The sequence below is a fragment of the Stenotrophomonas sp. BIGb0135 genome (genome assembly GCF_024810105.1).
GTDB lineage: Bacteria > Pseudomonadota > Gammaproteobacteria > Xanthomonadales > Xanthomonadaceae > Stenotrophomonas > Stenotrophomonas maltophilia_AB.
The window spans coordinates 108578-125308 of the sequence record NZ_JANUDX010000013.1; the positions used below are offsets into that span (position 1 = coordinate 108578).

Annotated in this window: 17 protein-coding genes and 1 tRNA gene; 10 read left to right on the top strand and 8 right to left on the bottom strand. The window is 67.3% G+C overall.

What is annotated here, in order from left to right:
- Positions 1-157 precede the first annotated feature (157 nt).
- On the top strand, positions 158-334 hold the full coding sequence (locus M2421_RS19755; RefSeq protein ID WP_259210026.1) for a hypothetical protein: 177 nt from the start codon (positions 158-160) through the stop codon (positions 332-334).
- Positions 335-669: 335 nt separating this feature from the next.
- Here M2421_RS19755 and M2421_RS19760 read toward each other — a convergent pair whose 3' ends face one another.
- The 3 genes from M2421_RS19760 to M2421_RS19770 all read right to left on the bottom strand — a co-directional run bounded on the left by M2421_RS19760 (position 670) and on the right by M2421_RS19770 (position 2645).
- Positions 670-900, bottom strand: a complete 231-nt coding sequence (locus tag M2421_RS19760; protein ID WP_259210027.1) for a hypothetical protein — start codon at positions 898-900, stop codon at positions 670-672.
- 83 nt (positions 901-983) lie between these two features.
- Positions 984-2468, bottom strand: coding sequence for a site-specific integrase (locus tag M2421_RS19765; protein ID WP_259210028.1), 1485 nt, complete (start codon positions 2466-2468; stop codon positions 984-986).
- 84 nt (positions 2469-2552) lie between these two features.
- Positions 2553-2645: transfer RNA gene (locus M2421_RS19770), tRNA-Ser, on the bottom strand.
- Positions 2646-2781: 136 nt separating this feature from the next.
- Between M2421_RS19770 and dnaX the strand changes: the two genes are divergently transcribed.
- The 4 genes from dnaX to M2421_RS19790 all read left to right on the top strand — a co-directional run bounded on the left by dnaX (position 2782) and on the right by M2421_RS19790 (position 6209).
- Positions 2782-4725, top strand: a complete 1944-nt coding sequence (dnaX, locus tag M2421_RS19775; RefSeq protein ID WP_259210029.1) for a DNA polymerase III subunit gamma/tau — start codon at positions 2782-2784, stop codon at positions 4723-4725.
- Positions 4726-4731: 6 nt separating this feature from the next.
- The gene (locus M2421_RS19780; RefSeq protein ID WP_259210031.1) at positions 4732-5052 is read left to right on the top strand and encodes a YbaB/EbfC family nucleoid-associated protein; all 321 of its coding nucleotides are present in this window, start codon (positions 4732-4734) and stop codon (positions 5050-5052) included.
- A gap of 97 nt (positions 5053-5149) precedes the next feature.
- Positions 5150-5749, top strand: coding sequence for a recombination mediator RecR (recR, locus tag M2421_RS19785; protein ID WP_259210033.1), 600 nt, complete (start codon positions 5150-5152; stop codon positions 5747-5749).
- Positions 5750-5849: 100 nt separating this feature from the next.
- Positions 5850-6209, top strand: coding sequence for a histidine triad nucleotide-binding protein (locus M2421_RS19790; RefSeq protein WP_259210034.1), 360 nt, complete (start codon positions 5850-5852; stop codon positions 6207-6209).
- A gap of 320 nt (positions 6210-6529) precedes the next feature.
- Here the strand turns inward: M2421_RS19790 and M2421_RS19795 are convergent, their stop codons facing one another.
- The 4 genes from M2421_RS19795 to M2421_RS19810 are packed head-to-tail and all read right to left on the bottom strand — an operon-like array spanning position 6530 to position 10881.
- On the bottom strand, positions 6530-7057 hold the full coding sequence (locus tag M2421_RS19795; RefSeq protein ID WP_259210035.1) for a Slp family lipoprotein: 528 nt from the start codon (positions 7055-7057) through the stop codon (positions 6530-6532).
- Complete coding sequence (locus M2421_RS19800; RefSeq protein WP_259210036.1) at positions 7054-9003, bottom strand: DUF3488 and transglutaminase-like domain-containing protein; 1950 nt, start codon at positions 9001-9003, stop codon at positions 7054-7056. Before M2421_RS19800 ends, M2421_RS19795 begins: the two co-directional genes overlap by 4 nt.
- Positions 8996-9952: a DUF58 domain-containing protein gene (locus M2421_RS19805; RefSeq protein ID WP_259210037.1), complete on the bottom strand. Its 957-nt coding sequence runs from the start codon at positions 9950-9952 to the stop codon at positions 8996-8998. The genes M2421_RS19800 and M2421_RS19805 overlap by 8 nt, the downstream gene beginning before the upstream one ends.
- Before the next feature lie 2 nt (positions 9953-9954).
- Positions 9955-10881, bottom strand: a complete 927-nt coding sequence (locus M2421_RS19810; RefSeq protein WP_259210038.1) for a MoxR family ATPase — start codon at positions 10879-10881, stop codon at positions 9955-9957.
- A gap of 67 nt (positions 10882-10948) precedes the next feature.
- On the opposite strand from M2421_RS19810, the gene M2421_RS19815 reads away from it, so the two are divergent.
- Positions 10949-12796: a glycosyltransferase family 39 protein gene (locus M2421_RS19815; RefSeq protein ID WP_259210039.1), complete on the top strand. Its 1848-nt coding sequence runs from the start codon at positions 10949-10951 to the stop codon at positions 12794-12796.
- Positions 12797-12811: 15 nt separating this feature from the next.
- Here the strand turns inward: M2421_RS19815 and M2421_RS19820 are convergent, their stop codons facing one another.
- On the bottom strand, positions 12812-13384 hold the full coding sequence (locus tag M2421_RS19820) for a Maf family nucleotide pyrophosphatase (protein ID WP_259210040.1): 573 nt from the start codon (positions 13382-13384) through the stop codon (positions 12812-12814).
- A gap of 112 nt (positions 13385-13496) precedes the next feature.
- Here M2421_RS19820 and M2421_RS19825 point away from each other — a divergent pair, with 112 nt between their 5' ends.
- The 4 genes from M2421_RS19825 (at position 13497) to M2421_RS19840 (ending at position 16235) form a co-directional block, all read left to right on the top strand.
- Complete coding sequence (locus M2421_RS19825; RefSeq protein WP_259210041.1) at positions 13497-14006, top strand: YceD family protein; 510 nt, start codon at positions 13497-13499, stop codon at positions 14004-14006.
- A gap of 108 nt (positions 14007-14114) precedes the next feature.
- Positions 14115-14312 carry a 50S ribosomal protein L32 gene (gene rpmF, locus M2421_RS19830; protein WP_038690090.1) on the top strand — a complete coding sequence of 66 codons (198 nt, stop codon included), beginning with the start codon at positions 14115-14117 and terminating at the stop codon, positions 14310-14312.
- An 88-nt stretch (positions 14313-14400) separates the two neighbouring features.
- Positions 14401-15378 carry a beta-ketoacyl-ACP synthase III gene (locus tag M2421_RS19835; RefSeq protein ID WP_259210044.1) on the top strand — a complete coding sequence of 326 codons (978 nt, stop codon included), beginning with the start codon at positions 14401-14403 and terminating at the stop codon, positions 15376-15378.
- A 74-nt stretch (positions 15379-15452) separates the two neighbouring features.
- A complete protein-coding gene (locus M2421_RS19840; protein ID WP_259210045.1) occupies positions 15453-16235 on the top strand; it encodes a serine/threonine protein phosphatase in 783 nt (260 codons plus the stop codon).
- Positions 16236-16731: the final 496 nt, after the last annotated feature.

A 16731-nucleotide genomic window follows, 5' to 3' on the forward strand; every position in this document is an offset into this window, starting at 1 on the left:
GCCGGAGGCGACCCCCAAGATGAAGGGCAAAGCAGGGGAGCTTAGCTAAGCTTTAAGGGGAAAGAGGTAGGCCCATGCAGGTCTTTCCTGTTTCAGCAAAGCATATCGGCGCGCGCCGCCCCCTTGCGCATCGAGCCAGATGCGCTAGAAACTAGGAATGGACAATGCCACTCGCCGAGCCGCCACTAGGGCGGCAGACAAATTTTTGAAAGCCGCCGGATACGATGCGAAGGGAGCAAGCCTGCGCAAGACCGCGAAGAAGAAATGCAAAACGACCCGCGTCACCCGACAAGTGGAAAAAGCCCGGCAAAAGCGCGGAAGGTCGGTGTGCTGAAAGAATATTTAAGTGGTTGTTAGGTTAAAGGCTTGCGCACTTTGGCGAGGCATGGCAAAACATCGGTGTCGGCGGTTTTCCCGCGAAAGCGGGTCGAGTATTGTTCCCTTAAGGGATAATGAAGATGTTTTTTCCCGCGTTGTCTGGGGTGTCTCACAAGCAAGTTCCGGCTGGGAGTTTTTGTTCCCCGCATCAGCGGGGATGAATCGGAACGTTCACCACCCTGTGGGTGGCTTAAAAGAAGGCTCTGCCCGTCGACACTTAAAAGCCCTCGCTCACGCGGGGGCTTTTCTTTTTATCTTTGCTTTTTCCCGTCTAGTCACCCCGGCACGCGCTCAATCGAAATCGAGCAGCCCCTTTGAAGGGTCGCGTTTCGGAACAAAGACCTTGAGCTCAAAGCGATAGTGGTCTCGCGTCAATACATCGATGCCGGTCTCTTTGACGACTTCAAACGCTCGGATTTCAGCATGAGGCGAGAAGGTGGTGAACTGAGAGAGTGCCTGCGCGATAGCGTTCTCAATGTCGTTCAACGATGCAGCTTTAAGGGACTTGGGTGATTCTTCCATGTTTATCCTTTTTGTCTGTGGTGTTGCATTTGAATGTTGGGTTTTCGACTTCCCATTGACTACCCTGTCCACCGCTCGAAAGCCTAAGCTCGTTCACCTCGAAGAAGCCTTGCAAGGGCTGACAGGTTGAGTCCATAGGAGAGCACTGCCAGTCCCGGAGAGACACCTTTGAGGCCTTCCAGCTTTTCCCGTGCCGTGAAGCGGCGGCTATAGGTGGCATGGTGCTCGTCGTCCAGCTCATGGCCCACCAGCTGGGCCCGCATTTCGGAAACCACCCCGGCCCCCTGCAACTCTTGAATCAGGGTCTTGCGCAGCGAATGGAAGCCCCTTTTGGCTTCCGGCCAGTTCGCTCCGACCTGTTCCAGGTGCCGACCAAACGCCTTGGTGATCCAGTTCCCAGCGCCGTTCTTCGCATTAGCCTTGGCACCAGGGAAAAGCCTCGGGGCCTTCTGGGCTCGGAGGGTGTGCACCCAGTCGAGGAAGCCCAGCTTGATGAGGTCGGGGTGCACGGGGATTGTGCGCAGACTGACCTCGGTCTTCACCTTCTGGTGCTCCCCCTCGTCCGACACGCGAATGCACGGGAGGCCGTCCACCATCAGCACGTCTTCGACCAAGAGCTGGCCGACTTCCGAGGCTCGGGCACCAGTGTAGAGTCCAATCAGCGAGGCCCAGCGGGCGGATAACGCGAGCTCTTCAAACGCCGCCGGCGCAAACAATGCTTGGACCTGGTGGGCATCGTAAGCCCGGAATCCAAACTTCTTCCGGGCGCGTTTTTCCCGCGTGGAGTAGGTGATATGGCCGGCCGCTGGGTTGTCGCCTTTGGGGTAGTGGCCGGACGCCATGGCCCACTCGAAGAATCCGCCCTTGCCACCGATGTAGGACTGTTTATTGGTCAGGGTCGGGGTGGCCGCGCCCCCGTCCCGCATGTGCTGATACCAGCGGGCCAAGTCGGAGCGGGTGATGGAGTGGAGCTTGGACTTATCGCCCAGGAAGGACACCAGCGCCTCAATGGCGGTCTTCTTGATGGTGAACGTCTTGGGCAGGCAGCCCGGCTGGATGCTGGCCAGCCACGCGTCCCGGGCCTTGCCCAGGGGAATGGTCTCCACGGCGGGCTTTGAGATGCGGTTGGGCGTGGGAAGGGGGGCGACCTCACTACGAATGAGCTCGGAAAGAGCACTGGGCCGCTGGGCCGTCAGTTCCATCATCTGCTGATAGAGCGTCACGTCCTCTGGGGTATCGATCTGCCAGTGCTCGGTCACCGTTCCGTCTGCGGCCTTGGTCCGGTTCAAGGTCAGCTTTTGGAGCGGGTCGCCGCTGGTCAAGCGGTCCAGCAGCTCACCAATGTCCTCGTCCTTCGTTTCCATGCGCCGTTCCCTCAACACGTCGAAGGCTTGAGCATAGCGCGCAGCCAAGCCTAGGGCCCGCAGCTGGGCTACGGCCAGCTCAGACGTGCGAAGGGTGCGCTTGAAGATGCGTCGGCCAATGATGGCCTGAAGATCGGTGGGGACCCGTTGCCGGAAGGACCAAAGCCCAGAGGGCGAGCGAACAAGATGGTGTGGGATGCGCATCGAGAGATGTGTCCCGATTTGTGTCCTGTATCCGGCCACCCCAGAAAAGCAAAAACCCCTGCGTTAACAGGGGTTTGCGTAATCTGGCGGAGAGAGGGGGATTCGAACCCCCGAAGCGCGGTTTAGACGCTTACACACTTTCCAGGCGTGCTCCTTCAACCGCTCGGACACCTCTCCGGACCTGCTGCGATAACCCGCTGCAGGGGCGCAGATTCTAGCGGGGGAATTGCAATCGCACAAGCGGTACGAACCGGAGGGCAGGGGGGCTGGACAGGCGTGGCACAATGGACGTCCCGATGAAGACGGTGGCCTGATGTCCTATCTCGTCCTTGCCCGCAAGTGGCGTCCGAAGCGTTTTGCCGAGCTGGTGGGCCAGGAACACGTGGTCCGTGCGCTCAGCAATGCGCTGGACAGCGGCCGGGTGCACCATGCGTTCCTGTTTACCGGCACCCGCGGGGTGGGCAAGACCACCATCGCGCGCATTTTCGCCAAGTCGCTGAATTGCGAGCAGGGCACCAGCGCCGACCCGTGCGGCCAGTGCCCGGCCTGCCTGGACATCGACGCCGGCCGCTACATCGACCTGCTCGAGATCGATGCCGCGTCCAATACCGGCGTGGACGATGTCCGCGAGGTGATCGAGAACGCCCAGTACATGCCCTCGCGCGGCAAGTACAAGGTCTACCTGATCGACGAAGTGCACATGCTGTCCAAGGCGGCCTTCAATGCGCTGCTGAAGACGCTGGAAGAGCCGCCGGAACACGTGAAGTTCCTGCTCGCCACCACCGACCCGCAGAAGCTGCCGGTGACGGTGCTCTCGCGCTGCCTGCAGTTCAACCTGAAGCGGCTGGACGAGGACCAGATCCAGGGCCAGATGACCCGGATCCTGGCCGCCGAGGAAATCGAGTCCGACCCGACCGCGATCGTGCAGCTGGCCAAGGCCGCCGACGGCAGCCTGCGCGACGGCCTGTCGCTGCTCGACCAGGCCATCGCCTATGCCGGCGGCGCGTTGCGTGAAGACGTGGTGCGCACCATGCTGGGCACGGTCGACCGCACCCAGGTGGCCGCCATGCTGGAGGCCCTGGCCGATGGCGATGGCGTGCGCCTGCTGCAGGTGGTGGCCGCGCTGGCTGAATTCTCGCCGGACTGGAGTGGCGTGCTCGAGGCGCTGGCCGAAGCCCTGCACCGCATCCAGGTGCAGCAGCTGGTGCCGGGCGCGCAGGCCGATGGCGAGGGGATCGATGCCGCCGCCTTTGCCCAGCGCCTGCGCCCGGAAGTGGTGCAGCTCTGGTACCAGATGGCGCTCAGCGGCCGTCGCGACCTGTACCTGGCCCCGAGCCCGCGTGCGGGCTTTGAAATGGCCGTGCTGCGCATGCTGGCCTTCCGCCCGGCCGCCGCCGTGCCGCCGGTGCCGCGCGATCCGGGCACTGGCATGGACGTGGGCAGTGGAACCGCGGGCAGCGTGCAGGGCAGTGGCATGGCCGCGGCACCTGCCGCAGTGGCCGCGGCCGTCGCCGTGCCTGCGCCGGTCATCGCCGCGCCGGTTGCGGTCGCCGCTCCATCGGTGGCGCCGCCGGCGCCTGCCGAGGTCGCGCGGCAGGCGCCCGCACCGGCGGCTGAACCCGCACCGGAGGACGATCCGCCGCCGTGGCACCCGACCGGGGCGGAGGAGCGTGACGAGGCGCTGGCCGCGGAAATGGCCAGCCCCGACGCGGCCATGGTCGCGCCGTGGGAGGCGCCGCCGTCCCGTCCGGCCCCGCCCCTGGTCGCGGTTGCCGCCCCCGTTGCCGCGCCGCGCCCGCAGGGCATCGCCATCACCCCGTCCGCCGCGCCGGCCCCGGCGGCCGCGCCTGCCGCTATGCCGATCACGCTGTCCTCGCCGGAGGCCTGGCTGGAACTGGTCGCCCAGAGCCAGCTCAACGGGCCGTCGCGACAGTTGGCCGCGCATGCGGCGTTCATCAGTTTCCAACACGGTGTCTTGAAACTGGCGGTATCGCCCGGATTTGAGTACCTGTGTTCAGACCGTTCGCTGGCAGCGCTGACCGATGCGCTGTCCGGGCCGCTGGGGCAGACCCCGCGGATCGTGATCGAACACGGCAACGCCGAGGCCGAAACGCTGCACCAGCGTTCCGACCGCCAGCGTGGCGAGCGGCAACAGGCGGCAGAAACCGCCTTCATGGCCGACCCGCAAGTGCAGATGCTGGTCCAGCAGCACGGTGCGCGGGTCGTGGCCGATTCCATCCGTCCTTTTGATGAGTAACACGACATGCGCGGCAACATCGCCCAATTGATGCAGCAGGCCCAGAAGATGCAGGAAAACCTGCAGAAGGCCCAGGAAGAACTCGCCAAGCTGGAAGTGACCGGCAGCGCTGGCGGCGGCATGGTCAGCGTGACCCTGACCGGTGCCAAGGAATGCCGCAAGGTGCGGATCGATCCGTCGATCCTGGCCGATGCGGAAATGACCGAAGACCTGGTGGCCGCGGCGTTCAACGATGCGTCCAACAAGATCGATGCGGAGTCCAAGAACCGCATGGGGTCGGCCACCGCCGGCATGCAACTGCCGCCGGGCATGAAGCTGCCGTTCTGAGCCCGTGCGCGCGGTGGGCCTGCCCGCCGCCCCGCTGGCGACCGCGACGCGAAGCCCCCGGGCTTCGCGCGCTTGTTTCCGAGATGAGCCCACCGCCATGAGCCTGCCCCTGCTCGAACAACTGATCGAGGCCTTCCGCGTGCTGCCCGGCGTGGGGCAGAAGACTGCCCAGCGCATGGCCTACCACGTGCTCGAGCGCGAACGCGAGGGTGGGCAGAAGCTGGCCGAGGTGCTGGCCAAGGCGATCGAGCGTATCGGTCACTGTGCGCAGTGCCGCGATTTCAGCGAGACCGAGATCTGCGCGGTGTGTGCCAACGGCAGCCGCGAACGCCAGCAGCTGTGCGCGGTGGAGTCGCCGGCCGACCGCCTGGCGATCGAGCATGCGACCGGGTTCCGCGGCGTGTACTTCGTGCTGCAGGGGCGCTTGTCGCCGCTGGATGGGGTGGGCCCGCGCGAGCTCGGCCTGGACCAGCTGGAGGCGCGCCTGAAGCAGGGCGAGGTGCAGGAGTTGATCATCGCCACCAGCGCCACCGTGGAAGGCGAGGCCACGGCGCATTACCTGGCGCAACTGGCGCGCGCGCACACGGTGCGACCCAGCCGGCTGGCCCAGGGCCTGCCGCTGGGCGGCGAGCTGGAGTACGTGGACCGCGGCACGCTGTCGCACGCGTTCGGCACCCGCACCGAAATCCAGGAATGACCGCAGCGCCGACGCGCCGGCGCCGCGCGTCGGCCGGCTTCCCGAGGACCGAGGCCCTCATCCGCGCTAAGCTCCAAGGCCCTGTTCCAACTGGTGCCCCATGAGCCAAGACACCCTGTTCGGCAAGATCATCCGCCGCGAAATCCCCGCCACCATCGTCTATGAGGACGAGGACGTGCTCGCCTTCAAGGACATCGCGCCGCAGGCGCCGGTGCACGTGTTGTTCATCCCGAAGAACGAGGCGATCCCGACCCTGGATGACGTGCAGCCTTCGCAGGCGCACCTGATCGGCAAGCTGGCGCTGGCCGCCGCCGAGTACGCCCGCCGCGAAGGCTTCGCCCAGGACGGCTACCGGATCGTGATGAACTGCCGCGAGCATGCCGGGCAGACCGTATTCCACATCCACCTGCACCTGCTGGCCGGCGCCCCCCTGGGGCACTTCGGCACGCCCAACGCCTGAAGCACCCAACGACGACGCCCCCGCGTAGAGCCACCCCATGGGTGGCTGCACGCACCGCTGGATCCGGTAGGGCCACCCCATGGGGGGGGCTGCACGCATCGCCGGATAAGGTAGAGCCACCCCATGGGTGGCTGCACGCAAGGCCGGATCCGGTAGAGCCACCCCATGGGTGGCTGCACGCATCGCCGGATCGGGCTGCACGCATCGCCGGATCCAAAAGCAGCCACGCATGGCGTGGCTCTACCGCGCGCAAAGAAAAAGCCGCACGACGGCGGCTTTTTCTTTCAACGCATACCGACCAACGGTCGGCCGCTAGGCGGTTACCACCAGCCCCAGCCGCGGTAGCCCCAACCCGGGCCCCAGCCCGGCGGGCCCCACGGGCCGTACGGGTAAGCGGGCACCACATCGACCTGGCGCACTTCCGGCCACAGGTAGATGACGTCGGCCTCCAGCTTGGGCAGGCGGTAGTCGTACTCGCCGATACGGGTGCTCTCGTACCCGGCGATCTTGCCGATGAAGGTCACGTCGCGGCCCGGCTCGAACACGGCCGGATCATAGAACCCGGCGCGGCAGGCGATGAAGCGACCGTCGCTGGCGTCGGCCGAGGTGGTGCTCGGGCGGCCGCTGCCGTTGAGCGGGCGCGAGATCAGCTGGAAGCAGGTCTGGCCCTGGCCCGGGTTGGTCTCGATGATGCGCCCGCCCCAACGAACCGGCGTGCCCACCTGCTGGGTCGGCACCGCATCGCGCGGACTGACCATGCTGAACTGGCCTTGCAGCGGTTTGGGTGCGGTCGCGCAGGCGGCCAGCGCCAGGGAAGCGGCGAGGGGAAGCAGAATCTGGATCTTCATGGGGATGCTCCGGAGGACGGGCGATGCCTGCGCAGGTCGCGCAATAATGAAGTGAGGTCGACGTCCGCGCCAGCGTAGCGCGCGAGAACGAAACGGCTGCTGAGTGACAGCAGCGCCGGGTCGGGACGTTGCTGGTGCACGCGCCGGGCCCAATGGCCCGCCGGTTCGGCGTGGTCACGGGCCAGGCCCAGCCTGGCGTAGCGCTGGCCCATCCGATGCCAGGCGCGCAGCAGGGGGTCGCGCTCGCGTTCGCCGCGGGCCAGCAGCCACGCCATCCACCCTAGCGCGACCAGTGCGAAGAGGGTGAAAACGCCAATCAACTGCGCCGGCTCCAGTTTGTCCACGCCGAAGGGCCGCAGCAGTTGCTGCTGGCGGGTGGCGTTGAAGGACAGCACCAGGTCGTTCCAGCCGCGACGCAGCCAGTCGCTGGCCTGGCCCAGTTGCACCCAGCGGCTTTCCAGGGTGGCATCGCCACCGACCTGCAGGCGATCTTCCAGGGTGTCGTAGATGCGCTCGGGCGCCACGGCGGCAGTCGGGTCCACCCGCACCCAGCCACGCCCGGGCAGCCAGACCTCGGCCCAGGCATGGGCATCCATGCGCCGAACGACCCAGTAGTCGCCGTAGCGGTTGCGGGTGCCGCCGGCAAAGCCGGTCACCACCCGGGCGGGAATGCCGGCGTTGCGCATGAGCACCACGAACGCCGAGCTGAAGTGCTGGCAGAAACCGGCCTGCTGGTCGAACAGGAACTCGTCCACGCCATCACGCCCGGGCAGCGGCGTGCTCAGGGTGTAGGCGAAACGCGCGCGGATCCACGCCATGGCACGGCGCACGATCGCCTCGTCGTCGTTACCGGCCTCGCTGCGCCACTGGTGGGCCAGCGTGGCCGTGCGCGGGTTGAACCCCTGCGGCAACTGCAATGCCCGGCGCCGTTGATAGGGCGAGAGATCCTCGACGTAGCCGGTGGCCGGCGCGGACTGCAGCCGCCAGCGGGTGAGGGCGGTCAGGCTGGCCTGGCTGCGCAGGCTGTGGTCGGCGCCCAGCTCGCTGCCGGGGGGCGCCTGCATAGGCAGGTCCAGGGCGACGAGTTGCCGACGGTCGGTGGGTTCGTAGTCGATCTGATAGTCCCAGCGCGTGGCGCCGTGGGTGACCTCCGGCGGCGCGCGTCCGAGCGCGCTGCGGTCCTGTTCCCACACCCGGCCGTCGAAGTAGGTCATCACCGGGCCACGCCAGTAACGCTGCTGGGGTGTCGGCACGGGGCCGAAAAACTGCACGCGCAGCGCCGGGCTGTCATCGGCCATCAGGTCCAGCCATTGGCCCGGCTCCATCTGATCGGACAGTCCTGGCTTGCCGACCGCGCGTTCCGGGATGCCCCAGAGCGGCTCGCTCAGCCGCGGGAACAGCCAGAAACCGGCCAGCGCCAGCGGCAGGCCGAGGGCGATCAGCCGGCCCACGCCGCGGATCTGCCCACCGAGGGGTGGCGTAGGCGCCTGGCCTTCGGCCTGCGCCAGGCGCTGCAGGGTGAGCAGCGCCGTCAGCGCGGCCAGCACCGCCAGCGCCATGGTGGACGGCCCCTGGTCGAGCAGGAAGGCCGCGAACGGTGAGAACAACGCAAAGCCGAGCAGGCTGCGGGCATCGCGCAGGCTGCGCAGTTCGCTGGACTTGAGCGCCAGCATCGCCGCCAGCAGCGCGCAGCCGGTATCGCGGCCGGGACGGGCGCCCATCTGCCAATAGATCGCGGCCAGCATGCCCAGCACCAGCAGCAGGCGCAGGGGAGCCGGCAGCACCCGCTGGCGCGAGACCAGTGCGATGAGGACCGCGACCAGTGCGATGATCGCGGCCAGCAGGTCGGGCAACTGCAGCAGCAGCGGCACCAGGCCCAGGGCGGCGCTGGCCAGTGTCCAGTGGCGCGCGCTCGGACTCAGGAGGGGCGAGGTCGGCTCAGCCATGCGGCATCAGCGCCAGTGCGCGTTGGCAAAGGTGGTGGTGGGCGCTGCCATTGCCCGGCCCCAGTGCGGGTTGCCCGGGGAGCAGCAGCGTATAGCGGCGGCCGTCGCGTTCGGCCATGTCGACCCAGCGCGCCAGCCGCGCGATCCGCGTTTCCACCGGCAGCGTGGACACCTGGCGCCAGTCGAGCAGTACATCCATGCCAACCGGCTTTTCATACTCGCGTACCAGCAGGGTGTCGCGCCGCGCCGAGTGCTTCCAGGCGATGCTGCGTTGCGGGTCGCCGGCGCGATACGGGCGCAGCTGGTGCAGTTCGTCGCCACTGGCGTGCACGCGGGTATGCAACGGGTCACCGCCGCTTTCCGGCAGCGGGGGTGCCTGGGTGGCCGGCGCGGCATAGACCAGCAGCGGGGCATCGGGCCACACCCACGACCAGGCGCGCACCAGGCCGAGCGGCTGGGTGGTGGAGATCCGGATGCGGTCCAGGTCCAGCCAGCCACGGCGTACGGTGGGCAGTGCCAGGTCCACTTCGATCTGGTCGCTGTCGATCAGGTGGCCAAAGGTGGTCGCCTCGGCATGGGCCACTTCCAGCCCACGCCGCGCGCGCGCATCCGGGCGCGACAGGATGATCCGCAGCCGCATCGGCACGCCGGCATGCACCGGTTCGGCCGAGACCGCGTCGATGCGCAGGCCGGACAACTGCAGGTGCGCGCTGATGGTGCTGGCGATCGCCACGGTGGCCAGCAACAACGCCAGCAGCATGGCCGGGTTGTTGTTGTAGTTCAGCGCACCCAGCAGCATCGCGCCCAGCAGTGTCGCCACGAACAGGCCGAACCGGGTGGGCAGCACATAGATCCGGCGCCGGTCCAGGCGACGCGGCAACGTCTCCGGTCGGCGCGGTCGCGCCAACAACTGCAGTGTCCGCCAGCGGTCTCCCCAGCCGCGACGCATCGTCAATCCACCGGCACGGTCTGGAGGATGGCGCGCGCCAGCGCCGGTCCGTTGCTGGCTTCCGCCTCGGGGACCAGGCGGTGCCCGGCCACGGCCACGAACAGGGTCTGCACGTCTTCGGGCACCACGTGCGCGCGACCGAGCAGCAGTGCATGCGCCTTGGCCGCACGCAGCAGGGCCAGTCCGGCACGCGGCGAGAGCCCCACGCGCACGCCGGCGTGCTGGCGGCTGCGGGTGAGCAGGGCCTGCACGTAATGCACCAGCGCATCGCTGGCATGCACCTGGCTGGCGGCCTCGCGCAGCGCGCGCACCTGGCCGTCGTCCAGCCGCGGTGTGGCCTTGGCGATCAGGTGGCGGCGGTCGGTGCCGCGCAGCAGTTCGCGCTCGGATTCGGGGTTGGGATAGCCCAGTGCCAGGCGCAGCAGGAAGCGGTCCAGCTGCGAATCGGGCAGGGGGAAGGTGCCCGACAGGTCGACCGGGTTCTGCGTGGCGATCACGAAGAACGGGTCCGGCAGCGGATGGGTCACCCCGTCCAGCGTGACCTGCTGCTCGGCCATCGCCTCGAGCAGCGCGCTCTGCGTGCGCGGCGGCGCGCGGTTGATCTCGTCGGCCAGCAGCACGTGGGTGAACACCGGTCCGGTATGGAACTGGAACTGGCGGCTGGTCGCGTCATAAACCGAGACGCCGAGCACGTCGGCAGGCAGCAGGTCGGAGGTGAACTGCACGCGCTGGAAGCCCAGCCCCAGGCTGGAGGCCATCGCGTGGGCCAGGGTGGTCTTGCCCAACCCGGGCAGGTCTTCGATCAGCAGGTGGCCGCCGGACAGCAGCGCGACGAACGCCAGGCGCACTTCGTGTGCCTTGCCCAGCACCAGCCCGTTGACCTGGTCCTGGGCGCTGCGAAGGGCCTGTCGCAGTACATCGGTTAGCATGGCTGGCACGTGGGGCGAATTTTCCATGTCCGTCTCGTGTCGATGATTCCTTCGATTCTATAGAGCAATGCAGGGCGAACAACGCGCACGCACCATTTTCCTGTTGTTGTGGACGCTGATCACCGCGGTGAAGCTGGTGATCGCAGCGCGTCTGCCGTTGTTCGTGGACGAAGCCTTTTACTGGCAGGAGGGCCAGCACCTGGCGGCGGCCTACTCGGACCTGCCTGGCCTGACGGCGTGGCTGTCGCGGCTGGGCGTGGAGCTGGGGGGCACCCACATCCTGGCCCAGCGCCTGCCGTTCCTGGCCATCGGCGCGGCGCTGCCGTGGCTGGTGTCGCGCATTGCCACGCGCTGGTTCGGTGCGGTGGCGGGCTGGCAGGCCGGCAGCCTGACCTTGCTGATGCCCTTGTCGGGCACGCTGGGCATGCTGGCGGTGCCGGACGTGCCGATGGCGCTGGCGGCGGTGCTGTGCCTGGATGCAGGCGCGCGCCTGCTGCGCAACGTCGATGCCGCCGCCGCGGTCAAGCTGGGCCTGGGCCTGACCATCGGCGCGCTCAGCCATTACCGCTTCATCGGCGTGATCGTGGTCGGGTTCATCGCGCTGCTGCTGTTGCCGCAGGGGCGGCGCATGCTGCGCGATCCGCGGGTCTGGGTGGCGTTGGCGGTGGGCGTGCTGGCCTGGTTGCCGCTGCTGTCCTGGAATGCCGACAACCATGATGCCGGCCTGAAGTTCCAGGTGGTCGAGCGCCACCCGTGGGCGTTCCAGTGGAGTGGGCTGTGGTTCCTGGTGATCCAGCCGATGCTGGTCACCCCGATCCTGTGCATGGCGATGTGGAAGGTGGCCCTGGCCGGCACCCGCTCCGGTGGCGGCGCGCGCGCGCAGTGGCGCTATTTCGGGCTGGTGGGTGCGGTGTCGACGCTGTCGATCTTCGCGCTGGGCTTTTTCACCGACGTGGAGCGGATCAGTTTCCACTGGCCGCTGCCGGGTTACCTCGCGCTGCTGGTGGCGGTGCCGGTGGTGCTCAACGGCTGGCCGCGCTGGTTGCGTCGCACCGGCTGGTGGCTGGCCGGCGCCGGGTTGGCGCTGGCGTTCGGTTATTACCTGATGGCGTCCACGCCGAGCCTGCGCGAGCAGTTGGCCGGCTACAAGTACTACCCGCGCAACTTCGCCGGCTGGGAACCGTTGGCGGCGGTGGTGCGCGACGAACTGGCCGACATGCCGGCCGGTACGCGCGTGCTGGCCGGCAACTTCAAGGTGGGCGCCGAGCTGGGCTTCCAGCTGCGCGACCCGGCCATCGAGGTGCTGCGTCATCCGCTCAACGACAAGCATGGGCGCAGCGCGCAGCTGGGCCTGTGGGGGCTGCTGCACGAAGGGCCGCGCACGGGGCCGATGCTGCTGGTGCTCTCGCCCAGCGACCAGCGTTACCGCGACCTGCTCGCGCGTTACCACGACATCTGTGCGCAGGTGGGCCCGCTGCCGCCGCCGCGCGTGGTCAGCTACGACCATGGCTTCCAGCGGTTCCTGTTGTTCAGGCTGCCGGCGGCCCGGGCCCCGGGCCCGTGCGTCACCCCGGCGATGGCCTGGATCGATACGCCGCAGCCCAATGCCGCCGTCGACGGGCTGCTCGACGTGCGCGGCTGGGCATTCAAGGACGGGGTCGGGCTGACCCGGGTGGAGGTGCTGGTGGACGGCGTCCCGGCGGCCGAAGCCGCGTATGGACGTGCGTATGACATCACCAGCTTCTGGACCATTTCCAATGATCCGCAGCACCCCAACGTGGGCTTCGATGCCCGCATCGATACCCGCGCACTGACCCCGGGCCGGCATTGGCTGGGGCTGCGCCTGCATGGCAACGACGGCAGCGTGGAGACCTGGCAGGAACAGCCCTTGGTGGTGCCGGCGGCCCGCCCCTGAGCGGCCGAAAGGGCGCTAGGGCAGGATGTAGCCGGCCTCGCGCAGCAGCCCGCACAGCGCGATCAGCGGCAGGCCGATCAGGGCGGTGGGGTCGCGGTTGTCGATCGCCTCGAACAGGCTGATGCCCAGGCCCTCGCACTTGAAGCTGCCGGCGCAGTCCAGCGGCTGCTCGGCGGCCACGTAGCGTTCGATGCTGGCCGCGTCCAGCACGCGGAACTGCACGCGGGTGAGATCGCAGGCGTCCAGCACCCGCTCGTCACGCTGCAGGCAGACCGCGGTATGGAACGCCACCTGCTGACCGGACATCGCCGCCAACTGCGCATGGGCGCCCTCGACCGAGCCCGGTTTGCCCAGCGGGGCCCCGTTCAGCTCGGCCACCTGGTCCGACCCGATCACCCAGCGGCCGGGCTGGCGCGCGGCCACCGCCGCGGCCTTGGCCCGGGCCAGCCGCACCGCCAGTGCGCGGGGAGCTTCGCCGGGCAGGGCGGTCTCGTCCACCTCCGGGCGTGCGCATTCCGGGGTCAGGCCCAGCCGCTGCAGCAGTTCCAGGCGGTAGCGGGAGGTGGAGGCAAGGACGGGCGGAAGCATGCGAAAATACCGGTCGGCGGGGCTGGCAGTCTGGCCCGGGGGTCCAGCGCCGGCAACCCCGGAAAAGAGGGATTTGACAGCCGGGCAGACGGTCCTTAACATTCAGCGGCTTATGTCCGCGAACGTGCCCGAATTGCTGGATGCTTGGCGGATGGTCGCAGCGCGCAGGCGCTTCGATGGTCAAGTCGATCTGGCTGAACTTACCCGCCTGCAAGGGCTTGTTGCCGATACCGAAGGCCGGTGCAGCTATGCACTGGAATTCGCGCACGACGACATCCTGCGGGTATCCTATGTCGAACTGTCCATCGACACCGAGCTGCCGCTGATCTGTCAGCGCAGCCTGCAGCGTTTCCTGCTGCCGGTCTCGATGGTGCAGCGGCTCGGCCTGATCCGCAGCGAAGAAGATGAAGCTTCGCTGCCGGAAGGGTACGAACCCTGGCTGGTGCCCGAAGACGGCATGCTGCGACCGCTGGAACTGGTCGAGGACGAACTGGTCCTGGCCGTGCCCGTGGTGCCGCTGTCTCCCGATGGCGAGGCGGTGGACCAGGATTGGGCACCGACCGAAGAAGAAATCAGCAAGGCCAATCCGTTCGCGGCGTTGGCGGCACTGAAAAAACAATAGCAGCCGGATTGTCGTCGGCGGCTGCGGCGAAAGCGAAAACTGTGCTGGGCGCTGGCGTCCTGCGCGACGATACGACGAAGCAAAACGAACCGAGTTTGGAGCAATCCCATGGCTGTGCAGAAATCCCGTGTCACCCCGTCCCGCCGCGGTATGCGCCGTGCGCATGACGCACTGAGCGCCAAGCAGCTGTCCACCGATCCGACCACCGGTGAAGTGCATCTGCGTCACCACATCACCGCTGACGGTTTCTACCGTGGCAAGAAGGTGATTGCGACCAAGTCGAATTCGGCCGTCGAAGAAGATTGATTCGTGAAGGCCGCTGCCCGGTCGGGCAGCGGCCTTTACCCCTTTCTTCCCGGCTGTCAGTGTTGATGGCCGTGCTACAGGATATGCAATGAGCAAGCGGATCTACTCGAGGATCGCGGGCACTGGTAGCTATTTGCCCGAAAAAGTGTTGACCAACCAGGATCTGGAGAAAATGGTCGACACCACCGATGAGTGGATCCAGTCGCGCACGGGTATCCGTGAGCGGCACATTGCAGCCGACACCGAAACCACCAGCGACCTCGGCTACCACGCCGCGGTGCGTGCGCTGGAAGCGGCCGGTATCGACGCATCCCAGCTGGACATGATCGTGGTGGGTACGACGACCCCCGATCTGATCTTCCCGTCCACCGCGTGCCTGATCCAGGCAAAGCTCGGTGCGACCGGTTGCCCCGCCTTCGACGTCAACGCGGCCTGTTCGGGCTTCGTGTTCGCGTTGAGCGTGGCCGACAAATTCATTCGTTCCGGTGATGCACGCCATGTGCTGGTCATCGGTGCGGAAACCCTGACCCGGATCGTGGACTGGACCGAGCGCACCACGTGCGTGCTGTTCGGCGATGGCGCCGGCGCCGTCGTGCTCAAGGCCGACGAAGACACCGGCATCCTCAGCACCCACCTGCATTCGGATGGCAGCAAGAAAGAGCTGCTGTGGAACCCGGTGGGCGTGTCTGCCGGGTTCGGCGAGGGCGAAAACGCCCGCGGCGCCATCCTGATGAAGGGCAACGATGTGTTCAAATACGCTGTGAAGGCGCTGGACTCGGTCGTGGACGAGACCCTGGAAGCCAATGCGCTGACCAAGGCCGACCTGGACTGGCTGATCCCGCACCAGGCCAATCTGCGCATCATCGAAGCCACGGCCAAGCGCCTGGAGATGTCGATGGAGCAGGTGGTGGTGACGGTGGACAAGCACGGCAACACCTCCTCGGCCTCGGTGCCGATGGCGCTGGACGTGGCGATCCGCTCCGGCCGCGTGGAGCGTGGCCAGCTGCTGCTGCTGGAGGCCTTCGGCGGCGGCTTCACCTGGGGTTCGGCGCTGCTGCGCTATTGATAGTGCTGGTTACGACAACGTGACGTTGTCGTTACGGCCCCATTTGGGGCCGTCTGCATTTCAGGAGATCCGTCATGGTTGAGCCCATCGTCATTGAAGGGCAACGCGCCTGGCTGAAGCAGTACGGCGAAGGAAGCCGCGCGGTTGCCTTGGGCCTGCTTAATTTCGTCGCCCATCGTTTCCAGCTGGACGCCCTGCGACCGCCGCCGCACCGTGGCGGTGATGCCGCCAGGAAGACCGAGGCGCGCCGGCTTGCCGAGCTGTCGGCACAGGGCGTGAACGTGCCCCACGTGATCGGCAGCGGCCACGCCGCGCTGGTGCTGGAAGACAACGGCAGTTCGTTCAATACCTGCCTGCGCGAAGCCGATGAGGCCGGACGCGACCGCCTGGTGGCCGCGGCGATGCAGGCGATCGCAACGGCGCATCGGAAAGGGGCGTATTTCGGGCAGCCGTTGCCGCGCAACCTGACCTGGGACGGTACGCGGGTGGGCTTCATCGACTTCGAAGAAGACCCGCTGGAGGTGATGGACCTGGCGCAGGCGCAGGCGCGCGACTGGCTGATGTTCGGCTACGGCGTGGCAAAGTATTACGAGGACCGCCCGCAGCAGCTGCAGACGCTGATGGCCGAGGCGATGGACGGGGTCGAGGCACCGGTGCTGGCCCACGCCCACGCGGTGTCCGGGCGACTGCAGGGACTGGCACGGGCGAGCATGAAGATGGGGCGGTCGGCGCGCGCGCTGGCGCACGCGATCCTGATCGTGCATGGGGCGACGACGCTGGGCATGCTGATGCTGGCGGTGATCTGCTTCGACTTCTTCTCCGACGGCGACCTGGACATCCTGCAGCTGCTGGTCTGATCGGGGCTGGCTCTCTCAGAACCATCGCGGTGGAGTCGAAGAAGCCGAAGCCATAGCCGTAGCTAAAGCCGATGCATCATTGCTCGTGTGCCGAGACCACGGCAGTGTGTCGGAGCGCACGAGCGATCAACGGCACGTCGCCTCGGCGTCACTGAGTCTCACCAGGGCATGCCCGCCCGCCATTCTGGGAAGAGGGCACTGCCGAGCCATGCTCGGCACCCCCCCAAACCCAAACGAACGCCGCGGCCCCGCCTTGGCCTTTCCACGCATGCCGACCATCCTCGGCAGGGCTGGGGTGGGCCGGGGGGCGGGACCGTCTTGCGCCATGGATGGCGCAAGAAGAGCCCCCAAGGATGGGTTCACGGCGTGTGCCCCCCCCCCGCCCCCCCCCCCCCCCCCCCCCCCAGTAAGGGGGCGCGTATGGGCGTTTGTACCCCCAAAAACCCGCCCAAAAAACCCCCACAAAAAACCGCCCCTACAAACCAAAGGGGCGGGT

Coding starts and splice junctions, on each gene's coding strand:
- M2421_RS19755 (WP_259210026.1), top strand. CDS start 158: ATGGACAATGCCACTCGCCGAGCCGCCACTAGGGCGGCAGACAAATTT.
- M2421_RS19760 (WP_259210027.1), bottom strand. CDS start 900: ATGGAAGAATCACCCAAGTCCCTTAAAGCTGCATCGTTGAACGACATT.
- M2421_RS19765 (WP_259210028.1), bottom strand. CDS start 2,468: ATGCGCATCCCACACCATCTTGTTCGCTCGCCCTCTGGGCTTTGGTCC.
- dnaX (WP_259210029.1), top strand. CDS start 2,782: ATGTCCTATCTCGTCCTTGCCCGCAAGTGGCGTCCGAAGCGTTTTGCC.
- M2421_RS19780 (WP_259210031.1), top strand. CDS start 4,732: ATGCGCGGCAACATCGCCCAATTGATGCAGCAGGCCCAGAAGATGCAG.
- recR (WP_259210033.1), top strand. CDS start 5,150: ATGAGCCTGCCCCTGCTCGAACAACTGATCGAGGCCTTCCGCGTGCTG.
- M2421_RS19790 (WP_259210034.1), top strand. CDS start 5,850: ATGAGCCAAGACACCCTGTTCGGCAAGATCATCCGCCGCGAAATCCCC.
- M2421_RS19795 (WP_259210035.1), bottom strand. CDS start 7,057: ATGAAGATCCAGATTCTGCTTCCCCTCGCCGCTTCCCTGGCGCTGGCC.
- M2421_RS19800 (WP_259210036.1), bottom strand. CDS start 9,003: ATGGCTGAGCCGACCTCGCCCCTCCTGAGTCCGAGCGCGCGCCACTGG.
- M2421_RS19805 (WP_259210037.1), bottom strand. CDS start 9,952: ATGCGTCGCGGCTGGGGAGACCGCTGGCGGACACTGCAGTTGTTGGCG.
- M2421_RS19810 (WP_259210038.1), bottom strand. CDS start 10,881: ATGCTAACCGATGTACTGCGACAGGCCCTTCGCAGCGCCCAGGACCAG.
- M2421_RS19815 (WP_259210039.1), top strand. CDS start 10,949: ATGCAGGGCGAACAACGCGCACGCACCATTTTCCTGTTGTTGTGGACG.
- M2421_RS19820 (WP_259210040.1), bottom strand. CDS start 13,384: ATGCTTCCGCCCGTCCTTGCCTCCACCTCCCGCTACCGCCTGGAACTG.
- M2421_RS19825 (WP_259210041.1), top strand. CDS start 13,497: ATGTCCGCGAACGTGCCCGAATTGCTGGATGCTTGGCGGATGGTCGCA.
- rpmF (WP_038690090.1), top strand. CDS start 14,115: ATGGCTGTGCAGAAATCCCGTGTCACCCCGTCCCGCCGCGGTATGCGC.
- M2421_RS19835 (WP_259210044.1), top strand. CDS start 14,401: ATGAGCAAGCGGATCTACTCGAGGATCGCGGGCACTGGTAGCTATTTG.
- M2421_RS19840 (WP_259210045.1), top strand. CDS start 15,453: ATGGTTGAGCCCATCGTCATTGAAGGGCAACGCGCCTGGCTGAAGCAG.